Here is a 15,831-nt window from a genome sequence, read left to right as displayed (position 1 = left end):
TATTTCCCACACGATTTATTATAGAGCCTTTTTTTAATGCGTTTATTAGCTATTTTTGATTAGCTAACTAGTTTGTTTAGAAGCGACTGATGACACATTAATAGCTTAAGTTGCTTAGCTAGATAAGGTGCTAGAGTAGACTGCATAGAAAGCCGATAGTCCCTGAATAAGTCAAATTATTTTTAATTTGACCGAACACTTGAAAAATAATTCATTTTAAGGTAAAATCTGTTTATGGCTTATAAAAAGAAACAAAAAACGACTTTTCAAAAAGTCGTCATGATCATTGTCTGGTTGATGTTGATTCTAACTGTCTTTGCGGCAGTTGCAGCGGCATTAACAGTATTCGTTTAATCTCGTCTAAAGACGAGGTTTTTTTAATTTCTAGCAGTTGTTAGTCCAGTGGGACTAGTATAGAGATAAGCAACACTAGATACTATATAAGGGACTAGCCTCTATATGGCTGGTATCTAATACTTGGATACCATTTTTTGTATCGACATCATGTTGCATCAAGGTATTCTCCATCGTTAGATGGGCAAGTTCCTTGAGATTGTTTTCTTGGCTACGGTGGCCGAGTAAGATTTTTTTAGTTTGGTTGCCGATAACAGAAAGTGCTGTTGTGGCACCATCTTCATTAGAGAGATGGCCGTGATCAGACAAGATACGCTGTTTCAGGCGCCAAGGATAATTTCCCATGCGAAGGATTTCGACGTCGTGGTTGGACTCCATGAGATAGGCGTCAGCGTTCTCAATCGTACCGCGCATGCGGTCGCTCACATAGCCTGTATCTGTTAGCATGACAAAACTTTTGCCGTCTTTCATAAATTTATAAAACTGGGGTGCGGCAGCATCATGGCTGACGCCGAAACTTTCGATATCGATATCCCCAAAGGTCAATAATTTGCCCATTTCAAAAGTGTTCTTTTGCGCATTATCAATCTTCCCACAGCCCTCTCCGATGGCTTGCCAGGTCTCTTGATTGGCGTAGAGCGCCATCTTATACTTACGTGCCAGGACACCTAGTCCTGCGACATGGTCCTTATGCTCATGGGTTACAAGAAGACTGTCAACGTCTGCTAAACTTCTTCCGATGTCATTCATGAGCCCTTCTATCTTTTTACCGGATAGGCCAGCATCTACTAAAATTTTACGTTCTGGCGTTTCGATGTAGGTTACATTGCCTGAGGAACCACTTGCTAATATACTGTATTTAAATCCTTGTGTCATCGTCAATTTCTGTTCCTTACTAAGGCTAGTTATTATTAAAAATCATGTTTATGTGTCTGTCTATGAGACGCGTCTTTTTTTGCCCAGTGGATGATCAGTATGGTGTCATCATCTAGCTAACCTTGACAGTTTAACTGATTAGCGATGATTTTTCGCTTGTTTGACTACCCCAGCTGCTGGCATCGTCATCGTTATCGGTCTCAAGTGGTGCATAAGGTAAGACGACAGTGAAAGTCGTCCCTGTTTCGCCGTCAGATTTAGCCCAGACGAAGCCGTCATGCATTTTGACAATGTCACGAACAATCGCAAGTCCCAGGCCACTACCCCCTTGATTCCGACTGCGTGCTTTGTCTACCCGATAAAATCGGTCGAATATCTTAGGGATATCTTTCTTAGGTATGCCCATGCCTTCATCAGTGATTCTGAGTAAGACCTGAGTATTGGTTTGTTCTAGACTGACGGTCACATTACCACCGTCAGGGCTATATTTGATCGCGTTATTCATTAGATTATCGATGACCTGACCCAGTCTATCGGTATCGATTTCCATCCAAATGGGTTGTAAAGGGATTTTGCGAATAATCTTGAATTGCTTTTCATTTCCATCTGAATTGCCGACGATTTGGTCAAAGCGATTGAGTTGATAATGTAAGAAGGCAATTAGATTAATCACTTCTTTTTCTAAAATGATCGTGTCGGAATCCATTCGGGATAGTGTCACTAAGTCTAGGATCATCCGAATCATTCTGTCAGTCTCATTTAAAGAGACTTTAATGAATGAGGGCGCAATATCTGGATCTTGTAGCACACCGTCATCCAAGGCTTCGAGGTAGGATTTGATAGACGTTAATGGTGTGCGGAGCTCATGTGAGACGTTTGAAACGAATAGCCTACGTTCACGTTCATTTTTTTCTTGTTCAGTGACATCATGTAAAACAGCAACGACACCGGAGATAAAGCCAGATTGTCGACGAAATAGGGCAAAGTTAATGCGTAGGGTTGTAAACTCTCCCATGATATTTTCACAGTCGATGATGATTTCAGGCTCAGATTCTAACAAATCTCGAAAGGTGTAATCTGCTTCTATGTCAAGTGCATCGATAATCTTACGTGACAAGATATCTTTTTCTTTGACATTTAAATATTCTAGAGCTGCTGCATTAGCAAGAACGATTTTGCCACGTCGGTCGGTTGCGATAACACCATCAGTCATATAAGTCAAAATCCCATTTAAGCGTGTGCTTGAGGATTCTAATCTTTCTTGTGCATGCTCACTCTTTTCACCTAAATCAACCACTTTATCATAAAGGCGATTGATCTCCGTGTTACCAGGAATTTGCTTTCTGACAGTGTATTTTTTGTCTGTAAACTCGTTGATTTGATCAGAAATCTGGTTTAGACCGATAGAGATGCGCCTGGTAAACCAGACAATCAGGATAAGTGATAATATATAAAAAGCACAAAATCTTATGAAAGAATCATGCTGTCCGATATAAGCTTGTGTATTTAGCGCAAAGAATCCTACAAAAAGCAGGAGGTGTAACAGGACTGCTTTGAATAGAATACTGCTGGTGAAGGGTAATTTACTTTTCATTTGGATCACTCAGGTAGTAGCCAACACCACGACGCGTAGCCACGTATTCTGGTCGGCTAGGCGTGTCTTCAACTTTTTCCCGTAAACGACGAATCGTCACGTCAACTGTTCTCACATCACCAAAATAATCATATCCCCAAACCGTCTCGAGTAGATGCTCACGGGTCATGACTTCACCGATATGTTGCGCTAGATAGTGTAGGAGTTCGAATTCCCTATGCGTTAGATCAATATGTTTATCGTTCTTATAAGCAGCATATTTTTCAGGGGCAATCGAAATATCTCCAATTCTAATTTCTTTTTTATCATTAGGTGTAGCACTCGCTTCAGTGCTAAGGTTTGAGCGTCTCAAGTTGGCCTTGACACGTGCTAATAGTTCGCGGTTTGAAAAGGGTTTTGTAACGTAATCATCAGCGCCTAACTCCAAGCCGATAACTTTATCGAACTCAGTGTCTTTGGCAGACACCATAATAATAGGTACTTCAGACGACTTACGAACTTCGCGTGCCACCTCAAGACCATCTTTTTTAGGCAACATCAGATCTAATATAATCAGATCTGGCTGCTCAGCAGCAAAAATAGTTAATGCTGCCTCTCCGTCAAAAGCTGTTAAAACGTCATAACCCTCTTTCGTTAAGTTGAACTTAACGATATCCGAGATAGGTTTTTCATCATCAACGACGAGTATTTTTTTCATATGTAGTTTCTCCATTAATACCACTATTATACCGTTTTTTATGCCTTTCATCAATTAAAAGCATCTATCGGAGCGATGTTCAAAAGATAAATTGTTTGACAATTCAGATATTACATGATAAAATAGGCACATGTTATAAGTTGTGACATATAAAAAACAGATGATATAATAGATTAGGAGTTTTAGATGCCACTTATAGAGTTTAAAGATGCCGAAAAATATTACGGTGACTATCATGCATTAAAGCATATTAATTTAGCAATTGAAGAAGGCCAAGTGGTTGTCTTGTTAGGTCCTTCTGGATCTGGTAAATCTACCTTAATCAGAACAATTAATGCTTTGGAAGGCATTGAAGCGGGTCAATTAACTGTGAATGGTCATCGCGTTGATCATGCCTCTAAAAAAGAGTTAGTCGAACTTCGTAAGGAAGTTGGGATGGTGTTTCAGCATTTTAATCTCTATCCTCACAAAACTGTGCTAGAAAATGTCACATTAGCACCGGTTAAAGTCCTTAAAAAAGAATTACGTGAAGCGACAGTTGTTGCTGAGAAGTATTTGAAGTTTGTTAACATGTGGGATAAAAAAGATGCCTATCCTGGTCAACTTTCTGGTGGTCAAAAACAACGGGTTGCCATTGCACGTGGCCTTGCCATGAATCCTAAGTTATTATTATTCGATGAGCCGACCTCAGCATTAGATCCAGAAACAATTGGTGATGTCTTATCAGTGATGCAAGGACTTGCCAAAGATGGCATGAACATGGTCGTCGTTACTCACGAGATGGGCTTTGCTAGATCCGTAGCGGATCGGATTATCTTCATGGATGCAGGGGAAATTTTAGAAGATACGACGGACGTTGCTGGATTCTTTGATAATCCACAAGAACCTAGAGCTAAGCAGTTTCTTAGTAAAATTATCAATCATTAATGATTTGACTTTAAGCATCAATGTCAAACGTTTAATACAGTATTGTACCGCTACTACCTGAACATATGCTTAATGCTATGATGTCTATGTTCAGGTACGGACAATTATTAAAAAGGAGCCTATTATGAAAAAATCAATTAAAGTTTTAGCTAGTCTTGCAGCTGTTTTTGCAGCGGTAACACTTGCAGCCTGTGGCGCATCAAAAGATGACAGCTCAAAATCAGCAACAGATAAGATTAAAGACAACGGAAAAATTGTTTTTGGTGTGAAACAAGACGTACCGAATTTTGGCTATAAAGATCCCAAAACAAATAAATTTACAGGTGTTGAAATTGATATCGCCAATAAAATTGCTAAAGATTTAGGTGTTAAGGCTGAGTTTGTACCAGTTACTGCACAAACTCGTGGACCATTACTTGATAACAAACAAGTTGACGCTGTCATTGCAACCTTTACAATTACCGATGAACGTAAAAAAACGTATAACTTCACAACGCCTTACTTTACAGATGAAGTTGGCTTCTTAGTTAAAAAAGATGCAGGCTTTAAATCTGTCTCAGATTTAAATGGTAAGACAATTGGTGTCGCACAATCGTCTTCTACAAAAACAGGTCTTGCAGCATTAGCGAAAGAAAAAGGTATCTCGTTTGAGTATTCAGAATTACCAGATTACCCGACGTTAAAAACAGCATTGACATCAGGCCGTATCGATGCTTTCTCAGTTGATAAATCAATCTTGTCAGGCTATGTAGATTCGAAAACAGAGATTCTTGGCGAAGGATTTGCTAGACAAGAATATGGTATCACAACTAAGAAATCAAATACTGAGTTGGCGAGCTATCTGAATAAACAAATTGAAACGCTCAAATCAAATGGCGAGTTGAAAAAAATGACAGACAAGTATAACTTGAAAGATGCGACTGCTAAATAAGCGTCAAGCATAAGTTTCACGGCCAGCTCAGCTACTTAGTTTTATGGCTGAAAATAACATAAACAGCAACAGGCGCTAGATAAGCTAGCGCGTTAAAAACAAAGAAAGGTAATATATGAGTCCTTTTGCTTTAGAACGTTGGCAGGCATTCTTTGCTGACTTTGGTCAATTTGCCAAGGGGTTTCTCTTTACCTTAGAGATTTCAATTGGTTCATTACTGTTAGCGGTACTGCTGGGGTTGATTTTTGGCTCGCTGTCAGCGACACGAAATAAATTACTGAGAGGCATCAGTAGAGCTTATGTGGAAGTTTATCAAAATACGCCACTCTTGATCCAATTTGTGATTGTCTACTATGGCTTTCCGCTTTTAAATAAAAATTTCGTTATTTCAGCGTTTTGGACAGCGATTATTTGTGTTGGTCTCTATCATGGTGCTTATATCGCAGAAGTAATTCGCTCAGGCATTGAGGGCGTTTCTAAAGGTCAGACGGAAGCTGCAGAGGCACAAGGATTCACTTATGGAGATACCATGCGCTTGATTATTTTGCCTCAGGCCATCCGTATGATCTATCCGCCTTTAACAAACCAGGTCGTTAACCTGATCAAAAATACATCGACAGTCGCGATTATTTCAGGCGCGGATTTGATGTTTACGGCTAAATCTTGGTCGTCGATGAATGTCAACTATATTCCAGCCTTTGTTGGTGTTGGTGTGCTGTACTTTGTCCTATGTTTCCCGCTTGCGACATTAGCGAGACGGATGGAAGAAAAGAATAAAAAATCCTATAGTGTTGGGTAGAAAGGTAATAAGATATGAGTTTAGCACAGGAAGCAGCACAGGTCTTTACAGCAACTAATATACGATTCCTTTTTCAAGGCTTAGGGTTGACGATTTTTATCGCCTTTATTTCAATCATCTTATCCACTATTTTTGGGACCTTCTTAGCTGTCATGCGCAATGGTAAAAATCCATTTTTCAAGTTAATTGCCAGTGTTTATATTGAAGTCGTTCGAAATGTCCCCAATCTTTTATGGATTTTCGTTATTTTCCTTATTTTTCAAGTTAAATCAGTACCTGCTGGTATTATTTCTTTTACGGTCTTTACGACCGCAGCGCTTGCGGAAATTATCCGTGGTGGTTTAAATGGCGTGCCAGAAGGTCAGACTGAGGCTGGGAAATCACAAGGATTTACCGATAGACAAATTTTAACGAGTATTGTTTTACCTCAAGCAATCAGAAAAATGTTACCAGCGATTATTTCACAGTTTGTAACAGTGATTAAAGATACATCCTTCTTATATTCGGTTATTGCCTTACAAGAATTATTTGGGAACTCTCAAATTTTAATGGGTCAATATTTCCAAGCAGGTCAAGTTTTCATGCTCTATGGATTTGTTGCAGCAATCTATTTTGTCATCAACTTTGTCATCTCGCAGTTTGCGCGCAGACTACAAAAATCTTGGGCAAATTCTTTAGAATAAATGTTAGAATAGAGCCGAGAGGTTCTTTTTTATATGACAAAACGACCAGATGATACAGCACCTGCTATGACAGAGCTGACGAGCAAAAATAGAAATGATAGGTTTATTGCGCAGTATAAGCTGCTAGAAGCTTTTGCTAATCAAAAGTTTAACAAGACGGGTAAATATATGCCCATGTCGCAACTGACAGATATGATTCTTGCCCAGCTTCCAGGGGCGCGTGATTTTGCCACTGACTTTGAGTTGTTCAATAATTTACGCAATATGATACAGCATAAAGCTGCTAATCGGTATTTTATTATTCAACCAGAGGTTGTGACGCGCATCAAGCATGTCTATGACGTCCTGACTAGACCGATAACAGTCGGCGAGCTGTTCTCATCTGAGGTTATATTTGTCAATGAATCAGATCAGTTTGCCGCGGTCATGCGTAAAGTGAGGGAACATCATCACACCCAATTTCCTGTCGTCAGAACAGATGGTATGCTCATGCGTCGGGTCGTAACAGCCAATGCTATGGCGCATGCCCTGAGCGTTTCACAAGCGCCTACTGTTTCAGAGATGATTCAGCATACTGAGTCAGTTGTCTTTTTCATTCAGTCATCTGCCTCTATTTTTACAGCTGAAAAAATGATGCTTGATGAGATGAGAACGGGTAAAAAATCAGTTGTCTTATTACTGACTAACGTGACAGACTTTAAAAAGGTGAGGCCCGCTGATGTGCTTGGCCTCATCAATATTGCTGATTTGCCCAAATTTTATCAAAAAAATGATATAATTTAAGAATGAATAAGGGAATTTTGATAACGTTTGAAGGACCAGAAGGTGCTGGTAAAACGACTGTTTTACAACATATTTTACCAGAATTAGCAAAACAGGATATTGACATCATCACAACGCGTGAACCTGGCGGGATTCGGATCGCTGAAGCCATCCGAGAAATCATCCTTGCACCTGAGAATACAGCAATTGATGGCAAGACGGAATTGCTTTTATTTGCTGCGGCCCGCAGACAACATCTGAATGAGAAAGTCCTACCAGCTTTAGCAGATGGGAAATTCGTCATCATAGATCGCTTCATAGACTCCTCAGTAGCCTATCAAGGCTATGCACGAGGCATTCCTGTGTCAGATGTTGAGACGATAAACAATTTTGCCACGGATGGTCTTTTACCAGATTTGACACTCTATTTTGATGTTGACACAGCGATAGGCTTGGCGCGGGTCATGACTGGTAATCGCGAAGTTAACCGACTTGATTTAGAGGCGCAAGAGATGCATGAAAAAGTACGAGCAGGCTATCAAAAAATAGCAGCCTTGCATCCTGATCGGGTCATCACAATAGATGCTTCACAAGAGTTAGACCAGGTCATAGCAGATACATTATTTGCGATAAAGACCAGATTTCCGGAGAGTTTTGATGGGAATTGATCAGTTACAGCCGGACTTGTTTAACCGGTTTTCTCATGTCCTAGCAAATGACAGATTACATCATGCCTTCCTGTTTTCAGGGGGATTTGGTGCGATGGAGATGGCTATATGGCTAGCTCAGTCTAGGTTTTGTCTTCAAAAACAAGCAGGCTTGCCTTGTGGTACCTGTCGGGAATGTCGCTTGGTTGCAGCCAATGACTATACTGACTTACACATAGTAAGTCCAGATGGTCAGACGATCAAAACCCAACAGATTCGAGAGTTATTACTCACGTTTGCTCAGTCAGGGTTTGAGAGTAGTCGACAAGTGGTGATCATAGATGGTGCTGAAAAGATGCATGTTAATGCAGCCAATGCATTGCTAAAATCGATTGAAGAACCAGAATCTGAAATCTATATCTTTTTACTCACGGCATCTGAGAATATGGTTTTAGATACGATTAAGTCTCGGGCACAGGTGATTAACTTTCCAAACCAGTCCAAGATGGTACAAAGAAGTTTAGAGCAAGATGGGACGCTAAAGACAGATGCGATGATTATCTCAGAGATTGTCTCGTCAGTATCCGAAGCCAAAAGTTTAGCCAAAGATAAGCTGTTTTTGGACGGTATCAAACAGATAGAAAAATTTGTCATGCTACTTAGCTCAGATGCTTCAGAAGCCTTTTTGCAGGTCACCCAGCTTGCTTCATTTTTTAAAGATAAAAAGGCACAGGGACTCGCCTTTAAAATACTGGCCATTTGCTTGGTTAAAAAGCGGCAAGCAGCACGCGTTGAACATGTTTTTAGGGCGCAAAAGTATTGGCAGTCAAATGTTAATTTTCAATCCTGTTTGGAAAAAATTTGTTTAGGATAATCGGTAGTATCTCAAGTATAAACGCATGATTTTAGGCAGATCAGCTTGCCTCTTGTCAGCCAGTCTTTGAGATAGGGTTAATACATAAAGAGAGAAAACAATGAATTATGAAATAAAATTTGCACATGGTGAAGATAACATCTTTGTTGCAAGCGACAAAAACTACACTGTATCAGATATGGTGCTTGTCAAAGTTGACAAGTGTAAAATGATTGGTCGTGTGATTCGTGAGCTATCTGAGTCGTTAGCAACCGAAGGCGTCATAATTGGGCTAGCAACGTCGCTCGATATTGAATTAGCAGAAAAGGTGACACGAGACTCCGATCAGGCTAAAGTAAAAGTAAAAGCCTTAGTCAAGTCTCACGGCCTCGATATGAAAGTGATAGAAGCTAAGTATACGCTTGATTATAAGCGCCTGTATATCAGTTTTACGTCTGAGCATCGTGTGGATTTTAGAGCGCTATTAAAGGATTTAGCTAGCAATTTCAAGACTAGGATTGCCTTACGCCAAATTGGTCCTCGAGATGTTGCCAAAACATTTGGTGGTCTCGGTCCTTGCGGTCGCCCGCTTTGCTGTTCAGAATTTATGGGTGAATTTCCCAATGTCAGTATTAAGATGGCAAAAAATCAGGCCTTATCACTCAATCAGAATAAGTTAAATGGGCTTTGCGGTCGATTGATGTGCTGCTTGACCTATGAAGATGATTTTTATCGTCAGGCGCGTAAGAACTTTCCAGATTTTGGAGATGTGATTAAGACAGCGGATGGGCAAGCGCGTGTCATTGGCTTAAACATTTTAGGGAATACTGTAAAAGTGCGTTTGGATAATGCAGTGCGAGATTATGATGTGACAGAAATAGAGGTGGTTTGATGACGGGTAAAGTACCCTTTTTTGATAATTTATCAGAACTAGAGGGAATCCTGGTCGCCACGCTAACTCAGGTGAGTGACATTAAGAGTAATTATCAAAAATTACTGACAGAGAATACGAGTCTGCGCTTAGAAAATGCACGCTTGCGTGATCGCTTAGCTGACTTTTCAGAGTCTCATGTTTCAGAAAACAAGAGCGAACAGATAACAAAGAAAGGGCCGATGTCCAATCTACACGAAATTTATGAAGATGGGTTTCATGTCTGTCGTGATTTTTATGGGCAGCGCTTAGAGCCTGGAGAAACGTGTTTGTATTGTGCGGAGATTTTATATAGATGATGAATTTTCAGCAGAGTTTTAAAGGGGTTAAGACAGCAGGCCAATTATTTTTAGTCCCGACACCAATTGGCAATCTTGATGATATGACCTTTCGTGCGGTAACGATTTTGAAAACTGTTGACTTAATCGCATCAGAAGACACACGTAACACACAGAAATTATTGAATCATTTTGAGATCAGTACTTCACAGGAAAGTTTTCATGACCATAACAGTGGTTTAAAACTAAGTAAGATGATTGACTTGCTCAAGTCGGGGAAATCAATCGCTCAGGTATCTGATGCTGGTTTGCCGTCTATCTCCGACCCGGGACATGATTTAGTGCTGGCCTGTATTGCCCAGGAGATTGATGTCATCGCACTACCAGGTGCTAGTGCTGGTATTACAGCTTTGATTGCCTCAGGTATTGCGCCGCAGCCACACATTTTCTATGGCTTTTTACCGAGAAAGAAAAATGAGCAAATTGCTTTCCTAACTGAGAAGGTAGCCTATCCTGAAAGTCAGATTTTTTATGAGTCGCCTCATCGTGTCTCCGCAACTTTGACCAATATGTTGTCAGTTTATGGTGATCGTGAGGTTGCCTTTGTACGTGAACTGACAAAGATATACGAGGAGTATCGTCGCGGGCCTATTTCAGAGGTTTTAGCATCGATCACTGAACAGCCGATAAAGGGAGAATGCCTGATTATTGTGAGTGGTTCAGTAGAAGAGCTGAGTCAAGCAGATTCAGACTTAACCGATTTAGAAGCCGTGCAAGCCCTAATTACGGCAGGTGAAAAGACCAATGCTGCCATCAAAAAAGTAGCTAAGACACGTGGTCTGGTCAGACAAGAACTGTATCAAGCCTTCCATCAACTTTAAGGTGAAAAGATAGTCATTTATTGGCTATCTTATTTTTTTAGGTCGTCATATCATTTTTAAAAGTCCTAAGCAATATAGCTTATGTTAAACTTAATCTATGATAAAATTAAGCTTAGAAATGATAGAAGAGGTGAAATGGTTATGAAATTTAAAAAAATGTTAGCGGTAACAGCAGTTGGTTTATTAAGTGTTGGGTTTTTAGCAGCATGCGGTAAATCTGATAAAAAAGCATCAGACACCGACAAGAAAGTGACGACGGTGACGATTGCCCAGACTGCAGATTCAAAACCTTACGCTTATAAAGATGGTGATAACTTAACAGGATTTGACATTGAAGTCTTAAAAGCGGTTGATAAAAACTTGCCCGACTATAAATTTGACTTTAAAACAGTGACAGACGAGTCAATCTTGACTGATGTTGATGCTGGTCGTAGCCAAATTGGTGCCAATAATTTTGGTAAAACACCAGAGCGTGAGAAAAAATATCTGTTTACATCCCCTATTTCAGAAAATGTAAATGCGATTTTCTCAAGTACAAAAAACAACTTCACATCAATTAAAGATTTGATTGGTAAAAAGACTGAGATTCCTGCAGGTACTAACTATGGTGCTATTTTTGAAGCTTGGAATAAGAAAAATCCTGATAAAAAAATTGAGGTTGCGTATTCAGAACGCTCATTAACAGACCGACTAGCTGCCGTGGAATCTGGACAGATTGATTTCTTATTTGCATCAAAATTAGCTGCAGAAAATTTTGCTAAAAAACACAATATCACAGTGGCTAGCAACATTCCTGATCTCAAAAACTATCCGACATTTAAGACCTATGAATACTTTATTTTAGATGGCTCACAAGAAAAACTTCAAAAAGTGATCGATAAAGAATTAAAAGTCCTCTATAAAGATGGGACACTAGCAAAATTATCTAAAGAATTTTATGGTGGCGATTATGCACCATCGGCAGATAACTATAAATAATGCGTTTTTGATAGCACACGAAATGAGCTTATAAAAAATGACTAAGGGTTTGATGCCCTTAGTCTTTTTTATATGATAAGTCAGATAAGTGGAGGAGCTAGTTGTAGTAAGTGTCTTTAATGTAATAGGAGCAATCCTGCTATGAAAAAGACTAAGAGATAAACGATATTGTAGACTGTAAATTTGGCAAAAAAGGCTTTCGTCGATTGATCATCAGATAAGAGATGATATTGTCTTAAGGCTAGGAGATTAGCTAAAGAGGCAACGATTGTTCCTAGCCCACCTACTGTGACACCTAAATAAATAGCAGAGACATGGTTGGTGAATTTAGAGAGTAAAACCGCCGCTGGTACATTACTAATGAGTTGGCTTGAGATAATAGCAGTCGAGAAAATCGAGAAAGTTGTTGTTGTGACGTGTTCTAGAAAGAGATGAATTGCTGGAATGCGACCTACTGCACCAACAATGATGAAAAAGTTGACAAAGGTTAAAATAATCCCATAGTCGACGGTTTCATAAATGGTGCGATCGACATAAGCTGTACAAAGTAAGCTAGCGATTAGTGAGAAGACAATCGGGATAAAGGATAAGACCCCCAGTAAAACGATCAACGTCGTAAGGAGTAAGGCAAGGAGGTGTTTTCGAGGGACGGTTAACTCAGTACTTTTAAGTTGACTAATCTTGTCTTTGGGAAAGAAAAATAGGCAAAGTAGTAAGGTTAGAAAACTGACCAAACCGATGGGTAAGGAGAGACTTAGAAAATCGACAATCGATAGATGAAAGAAAGAGACGAGGTAGATATTTTGCGGATTACCAAACGGCGTGATCGAGCTACCTAAATTTGCATATATTGTCATCAGACTGATGACAGCTATCTTGGGAATTTTTATTTTTTTACTAATGTTGAAGACAATCGGAACAAGTGTCAAAATCGCAACATCATTGGTAAAAAACATGGATCCGAAAAAGGAGAATAGGAAGATGACGAGGATAATCCCTCTGGTCGTATTACATTTCTCTATGATCAGGTTAGCGATATGATTGAGGATTGTCAGATGCTCGTAGATTGAGATGACAATGATTAAACTTAATAGGGTAAGTATCGTCTTCATGTCAATATCAGATGGCTTTACGGTGCCAAAGATAAGGGCAAGCAGCGACATGAAAAGGGTCACTAGCAATGTTTTATCGGAGAAAATCCGTTTTAAGGTAAGTGTCATATTGTTTTTTCCGGTCTGTGTAAAAGTATTGGTACAAAGTGTATTCTATCATAAAAGACGATGGATAGGCATATAAAATAACTCAGTATTAAGCGATATATTGGATAAGTTAGCAAAGCATGGCTTGCTAGCTAGTATGACCTAACGCATCGTATGACAAAACAAGTCATGGCTATGTGTTCAAATCGTTGACCCGTGTGCTACAATATAGGTATGAAAACACAAAAATATGTGACAATCGCAAATATTTTAAGAAATAAGATCTTGTCCGGTGAGTATCCTGTCAAGAGTAAACTGCCCTATGAGCGGGAAATGATTGCGCAATTTCAGGCCTCTAAAATGACGATAAAAAAGGCAACAGATATTTTAGTGGATGAAGGGATGATCACCAAAATCAAGGCAAAGGGAACCTTTGTTAATGATTTTGCAGAAGGCTCTCTTGACCAGATGAAGCAGGGAAATTATTTTAGAGGATTGACGGCACTCTATGCGGACATCACGCTGACGTCTCATGTTTTAGTATTTGAAATCATTCCTTCGGATGCCTTTATCAGTGACAAATTAAATCTATCTGTCAATACAGCAGTCTATCATATTAAGCGCGTGAGAATTAAGGATGAACAGCCATTTGTTGTGGAAGAGATATGGATGCCTGCCAGTTTGATTGTCAACTTGAAACGTGTCCATGTTGAACATTCAATCTATGAATATATCGAGCAACAGCTGGGCTACATTATTGATAAATCACATAGACGAATTGAAGTCCATACTGCCAACGAAACGGATGCAGCACTCTTACAAATTGCCGTTGGTCAGCCGGTCATACTTGCTAGACAAACAGGTCGTTTTAGCACAGGTCAAGTATTTGAATACTCTAAGGCAACACACCTTGGGGAGACATTTAGCATGGATGTGATCTTAACCAGACGGAATTAAGCTATACATTAGCGGGTGTAAAATAGCATAAATCTCTTTATATAGATGATTTCAGGTATGATATAAGCTATACATTACCGAAAACCCTCTTGTAACTTTATAATGGAAGCGTTATCATAAGCTTATAAAATAAGATTTGGAGGTTCTCACATGAATCGATTTATGGATGTATTGGGTGCTAAAATTGCACCTATCGCACAGAAAATAGGCGGTAATCTGTATCTGACAGTCCTTCGGGATGCATTTATGCTTAGTTTTCCACTCACCATGTTTGGCTCATTCATTGTTGTCTTTAACAATTTACCGTTTTGGCCAGATTCATTAAAAGCACAATTTTCAACTTTATTCGGTAATGGACAGAATGCAACTATGTCTATCATGACCGTTTTTGTAACACTTGGTATCGGCTATTATTTTTCAAAAGCAAAACAAGTTGAGGCAATCTTTGGGGCAGTCGTATCATTGGCGTCATTTTTAATTCTGACACCATTCTTCATGACTGTTCTAGATGGCAAGAAAGAAATTCAGGCTTCTGGACTTCTCTCTCTTGATCGCTTAGGTGCTAAGGGCATGTTCCTTGGTATGATTGCGGCCTTCTTAGCAGCTAAACTCTACGTCTACTTCACACAAAAAGGCTTTGTCATCACAATGCCTGATGGTGTGCCACCTGCAGTTTCTAAATCATTTTCAGCATTAATTCCTGTTTTAGGCACATTATTACCATTTCTAATTGGGAATGCAATCATGGTTGGCGTTTTTGATACCAACTTACACGATGTCATCTATAACATCATCCAAAAACCACTCACAGGACTTGGTACCTCTTTACCAGGCACAATTATTGCCGTATTCTTTGTTCAATTCCTTTGGTTCTTCGGTTTGCACGGTCAAGTGATTGTTAACTCAGTATTTGAACCATTTTGGCAAACAAATGGGCTTGACAATGCAGAACTCCTCAAAAAAGGCAATACAGCCTTACAAGAACATGGTCATATCGTAACAAAATCATTTATGGATACCTTCACTGTATCCCTCGGTGGATCAGGTTCAACTTTAATCGTCTTGATTTTGATTATGGTTGTTATGACTAAAAAACAATATAAAGAAGTTGCAAGACTCGCGATCGCACCAGGCATATTTAATGTAAACGAACCGGTTATCTTTGGTTTACCGATGGTGATGAATGCGACACTCTTCATCCCTTGGATTCTTGCACCACTTGTATCAGTTGTCATCGCTTATGCAGGATTTGCATCAGGACTTGTACCATTGACGACGGGTGCACAAGTACCCTGGACAATGCCAGCTATCATTTCAGGCTTCCTTGCCACTAACTCGATTATGGGTAGTGTGCTTCAAATCGTTCAGATGCTTGCCGTTGGCCTTATCTATCTACCATTCTTACTCATGATTGATAAATCAAAAGAGGTATAATCAGCTAAACACAAGACGACCCATATAGAACTTAGTAAAAATAGAAAGAG

At 39.6% G+C, this 15,831-nt stretch carries 18 protein-coding genes; 14 read left to right on the top strand and 4 right to left on the bottom strand.

Annotated features, from left to right (window positions below; all coding sequences use genetic code 11):
* Window positions 1–234 precede the first annotated feature (234 nt).
* The gene (locus RU86_RS03335) at window positions 235–354 is read left to right on the top strand and encodes a DUF4044 domain-containing protein (RefSeq protein ID WP_079507014.1); all 120 of its coding nucleotides are present in this window, start codon (window positions 235–237) and stop codon (window positions 352–354) included.
* Between the two features lie 75 nt (window positions 355–429).
* On the opposite strand, the gene RU86_RS03330 is transcribed toward RU86_RS03335, so the two are convergent.
* From RU86_RS03330 to yycF, 3 genes are all read right to left on the bottom strand, one after another.
* On the bottom strand, window positions 430–1,230 hold the full coding sequence (locus RU86_RS03330; RefSeq protein WP_047915973.1) for an MBL fold metallo-hydrolase: 801 nt from the start codon (window positions 1,228–1,230) through the stop codon (window positions 430–432).
* Between the two features lie 130 nt (window positions 1,231–1,360).
* Complete coding sequence (locus tag RU86_RS03325; protein ID WP_096814049.1) at window positions 1,361–2,824, bottom strand: ATP-binding protein; 1,464 nt, start codon at window positions 2,822–2,824, stop codon at window positions 1,361–1,363.
* Entirely contained in the window at window positions 2,814–3,521 is a 708-nt protein-coding gene (gene yycF, locus RU86_RS03320) for a response regulator YycF (protein WP_079507008.1), read from the bottom strand. The genes RU86_RS03325 and yycF overlap by 11 nt, the downstream gene beginning before the upstream one ends.
* A 186-nt stretch (window positions 3,522–3,707) precedes the next feature.
* On the opposite strand from yycF, the gene RU86_RS03315 reads away from it, so the two are divergent.
* The 11 genes from RU86_RS03315 (at window position 3,708) to RU86_RS03265 (ending at window position 12,191) form a co-directional block, all read left to right on the top strand.
* Entirely contained in the window at window positions 3,708–4,448 is a 741-nt protein-coding gene (locus RU86_RS03315; RefSeq protein WP_096814048.1) for an amino acid ABC transporter ATP-binding protein, read from the top strand.
* A gap of 124 nt (window positions 4,449–4,572) precedes the next feature.
* Window positions 4,573–5,379 carry a transporter substrate-binding domain-containing protein gene (locus RU86_RS03310; protein WP_096814047.1) on the top strand — a complete coding sequence of 269 codons (807 nt, stop codon included), beginning with the start codon at window positions 4,573–4,575 and terminating at the stop codon, window positions 5,377–5,379.
* Between the two features lie 115 nt (window positions 5,380–5,494).
* A complete protein-coding gene (locus RU86_RS03305) occupies window positions 5,495–6,178 on the top strand; it encodes an amino acid ABC transporter permease (protein WP_096814046.1) in 684 nt (227 codons plus the stop codon).
* A gap of 14 nt (window positions 6,179–6,192) precedes the next feature.
* Window positions 6,193–6,861 carry an amino acid ABC transporter permease gene (locus RU86_RS03300; RefSeq protein ID WP_096814045.1) on the top strand — a complete coding sequence of 223 codons (669 nt, stop codon included), beginning with the start codon at window positions 6,193–6,195 and terminating at the stop codon, window positions 6,859–6,861.
* Window positions 6,862–6,894: 33 nt separating this feature from the next.
* The gene (locus tag RU86_RS03295) at window positions 6,895–7,644 is read left to right on the top strand and encodes a CBS domain-containing protein (protein ID WP_096814044.1); all 750 of its coding nucleotides are present in this window, start codon (window positions 6,895–6,897) and stop codon (window positions 7,642–7,644) included.
* 2 nt (window positions 7,645–7,646) lie between these two features.
* Window positions 7,647–8,291, top strand: coding sequence for a dTMP kinase (gene tmk / locus RU86_RS03290; RefSeq protein WP_096814043.1), 645 nt, complete (start codon window positions 7,647–7,649; stop codon window positions 8,289–8,291).
* On the top strand, window positions 8,281–9,144 hold the full coding sequence (locus RU86_RS03285) for a DNA polymerase III subunit delta' (protein ID WP_096814042.1): 864 nt from the start codon (window positions 8,281–8,283) through the stop codon (window positions 9,142–9,144). Before tmk ends, RU86_RS03285 begins: the two co-directional genes overlap by 11 nt.
* Before the next feature lie 100 nt (window positions 9,145–9,244).
* Window positions 9,245–10,015: a PSP1 domain-containing protein gene (gene ricT / locus RU86_RS03280; RefSeq protein ID WP_096814041.1), complete on the top strand. Its 771-nt coding sequence runs from the start codon at window positions 9,245–9,247 to the stop codon at window positions 10,013–10,015.
* Entirely contained in the window at window positions 10,015–10,353 is a 339-nt protein-coding gene (locus tag RU86_RS03275) for an initiation control protein YabA (protein WP_079506990.1), read from the top strand. Before ricT ends, RU86_RS03275 begins: the two co-directional genes overlap by 1 nt.
* Entirely contained in the window at window positions 10,350–11,213 is an 864-nt protein-coding gene (gene rsmI, locus RU86_RS03270) for a 16S rRNA (cytidine(1402)-2'-O)-methyltransferase (RefSeq protein WP_096814040.1), read from the top strand. Before RU86_RS03275 ends, rsmI begins: the two co-directional genes overlap by 4 nt.
* A 141-nt stretch (window positions 11,214–11,354) precedes the next feature.
* Complete coding sequence (locus RU86_RS03265) at window positions 11,355–12,191, top strand: transporter substrate-binding domain-containing protein (RefSeq protein ID WP_096814057.1); 837 nt, start codon at window positions 11,355–11,357, stop codon at window positions 12,189–12,191.
* A gap of 116 nt (window positions 12,192–12,307) precedes the next feature.
* Here RU86_RS03265 and RU86_RS03260 read toward each other — a convergent pair whose 3' ends face one another.
* Window positions 12,308–13,411, bottom strand: coding sequence for an SLC13 family permease (locus tag RU86_RS03260; protein ID WP_096814039.1), 1,104 nt, complete (start codon window positions 13,409–13,411; stop codon window positions 12,308–12,310).
* Window positions 13,412–13,624: 213 nt separating this feature from the next.
* Here RU86_RS03260 and RU86_RS03255 point away from each other — a divergent pair, with 213 nt between their 5' ends.
* Both RU86_RS03255 and celB read left to right on the top strand, forming a co-directional pair.
* Window positions 13,625–14,347, top strand: a complete 723-nt coding sequence (locus tag RU86_RS03255) for a GntR family transcriptional regulator (RefSeq protein ID WP_096814038.1) — start codon at window positions 13,625–13,627, stop codon at window positions 14,345–14,347.
* 150 nt (window positions 14,348–14,497) lie between these two features.
* On the top strand, window positions 14,498–15,781 hold the full coding sequence (gene celB, locus RU86_RS03250; protein WP_096814037.1) for a PTS cellobiose transporter subunit IIC: 1,284 nt from the start codon (window positions 14,498–14,500) through the stop codon (window positions 15,779–15,781).
* Window positions 15,782–15,831 lie beyond the last annotated feature (50 nt).

Source organism: Pseudolactococcus piscium, from assembly GCF_002441695.1.
In the GTDB taxonomy this organism is placed as follows: domain Bacteria; phylum Bacillota; class Bacilli; order Lactobacillales; family Streptococcaceae; genus Pseudolactococcus; species Pseudolactococcus piscium.
This window is presented reverse-complemented; position numbering and strand designations above follow the sequence as displayed.

Bases quoted from the DNA above. Each gene is read 5' to 3' on its own strand.
- RU86_RS03335 (WP_079507014.1), top strand. From the start codon at position 235: ATGGCTTATAAAAAGAAACAAAAAACGACTTTTCAAAAAGTCGTCATG.
- RU86_RS03330 (WP_047915973.1), bottom strand. From the start codon at position 1,230: ATGACACAAGGATTTAAATACAGTATATTAGCAAGTGGTTCCTCAGGC.
- RU86_RS03325 (WP_096814049.1), bottom strand. From the start codon at position 2,824: ATGAAAAGTAAATTACCCTTCACCAGCAGTATTCTATTCAAAGCAGTC.
- yycF (WP_079507008.1), bottom strand. From the start codon at position 3,521: ATGAAAAAAATACTCGTCGTTGATGATGAAAAACCTATCTCGGATATC.
- RU86_RS03315 (WP_096814048.1), top strand. From the start codon at position 3,708: ATGCCACTTATAGAGTTTAAAGATGCCGAAAAATATTACGGTGACTAT.
- RU86_RS03310 (WP_096814047.1), top strand. From the start codon at position 4,573: ATGAAAAAATCAATTAAAGTTTTAGCTAGTCTTGCAGCTGTTTTTGCA.
- RU86_RS03305 (WP_096814046.1), top strand. From the start codon at position 5,495: ATGAGTCCTTTTGCTTTAGAACGTTGGCAGGCATTCTTTGCTGACTTT.
- RU86_RS03300 (WP_096814045.1), top strand. From the start codon at position 6,193: ATGAGTTTAGCACAGGAAGCAGCACAGGTCTTTACAGCAACTAATATA.
- RU86_RS03295 (WP_096814044.1), top strand. From the start codon at position 6,895: ATGACAAAACGACCAGATGATACAGCACCTGCTATGACAGAGCTGACG.
- tmk (WP_096814043.1), top strand. From the start codon at position 7,647: ATGAATAAGGGAATTTTGATAACGTTTGAAGGACCAGAAGGTGCTGGT.
- RU86_RS03285 (WP_096814042.1), top strand. From the start codon at position 8,281: ATGGGAATTGATCAGTTACAGCCGGACTTGTTTAACCGGTTTTCTCAT.
- ricT (WP_096814041.1), top strand. From the start codon at position 9,245: ATGAATTATGAAATAAAATTTGCACATGGTGAAGATAACATCTTTGTT.
- RU86_RS03275 (WP_079506990.1), top strand. From the start codon at position 10,015: ATGACGGGTAAAGTACCCTTTTTTGATAATTTATCAGAACTAGAGGGA.
- rsmI (WP_096814040.1), top strand. From the start codon at position 10,350: ATGATGAATTTTCAGCAGAGTTTTAAAGGGGTTAAGACAGCAGGCCAA.
- RU86_RS03265 (WP_096814057.1), top strand. From the start codon at position 11,355: ATGAAATTTAAAAAAATGTTAGCGGTAACAGCAGTTGGTTTATTAAGT.
- RU86_RS03260 (WP_096814039.1), bottom strand. From the start codon at position 13,411: ATGACACTTACCTTAAAACGGATTTTCTCCGATAAAACATTGCTAGTG.
- RU86_RS03255 (WP_096814038.1), top strand. From the start codon at position 13,625: ATGAAAACACAAAAATATGTGACAATCGCAAATATTTTAAGAAATAAG.
- celB (WP_096814037.1), top strand. From the start codon at position 14,498: ATGAATCGATTTATGGATGTATTGGGTGCTAAAATTGCACCTATCGCA.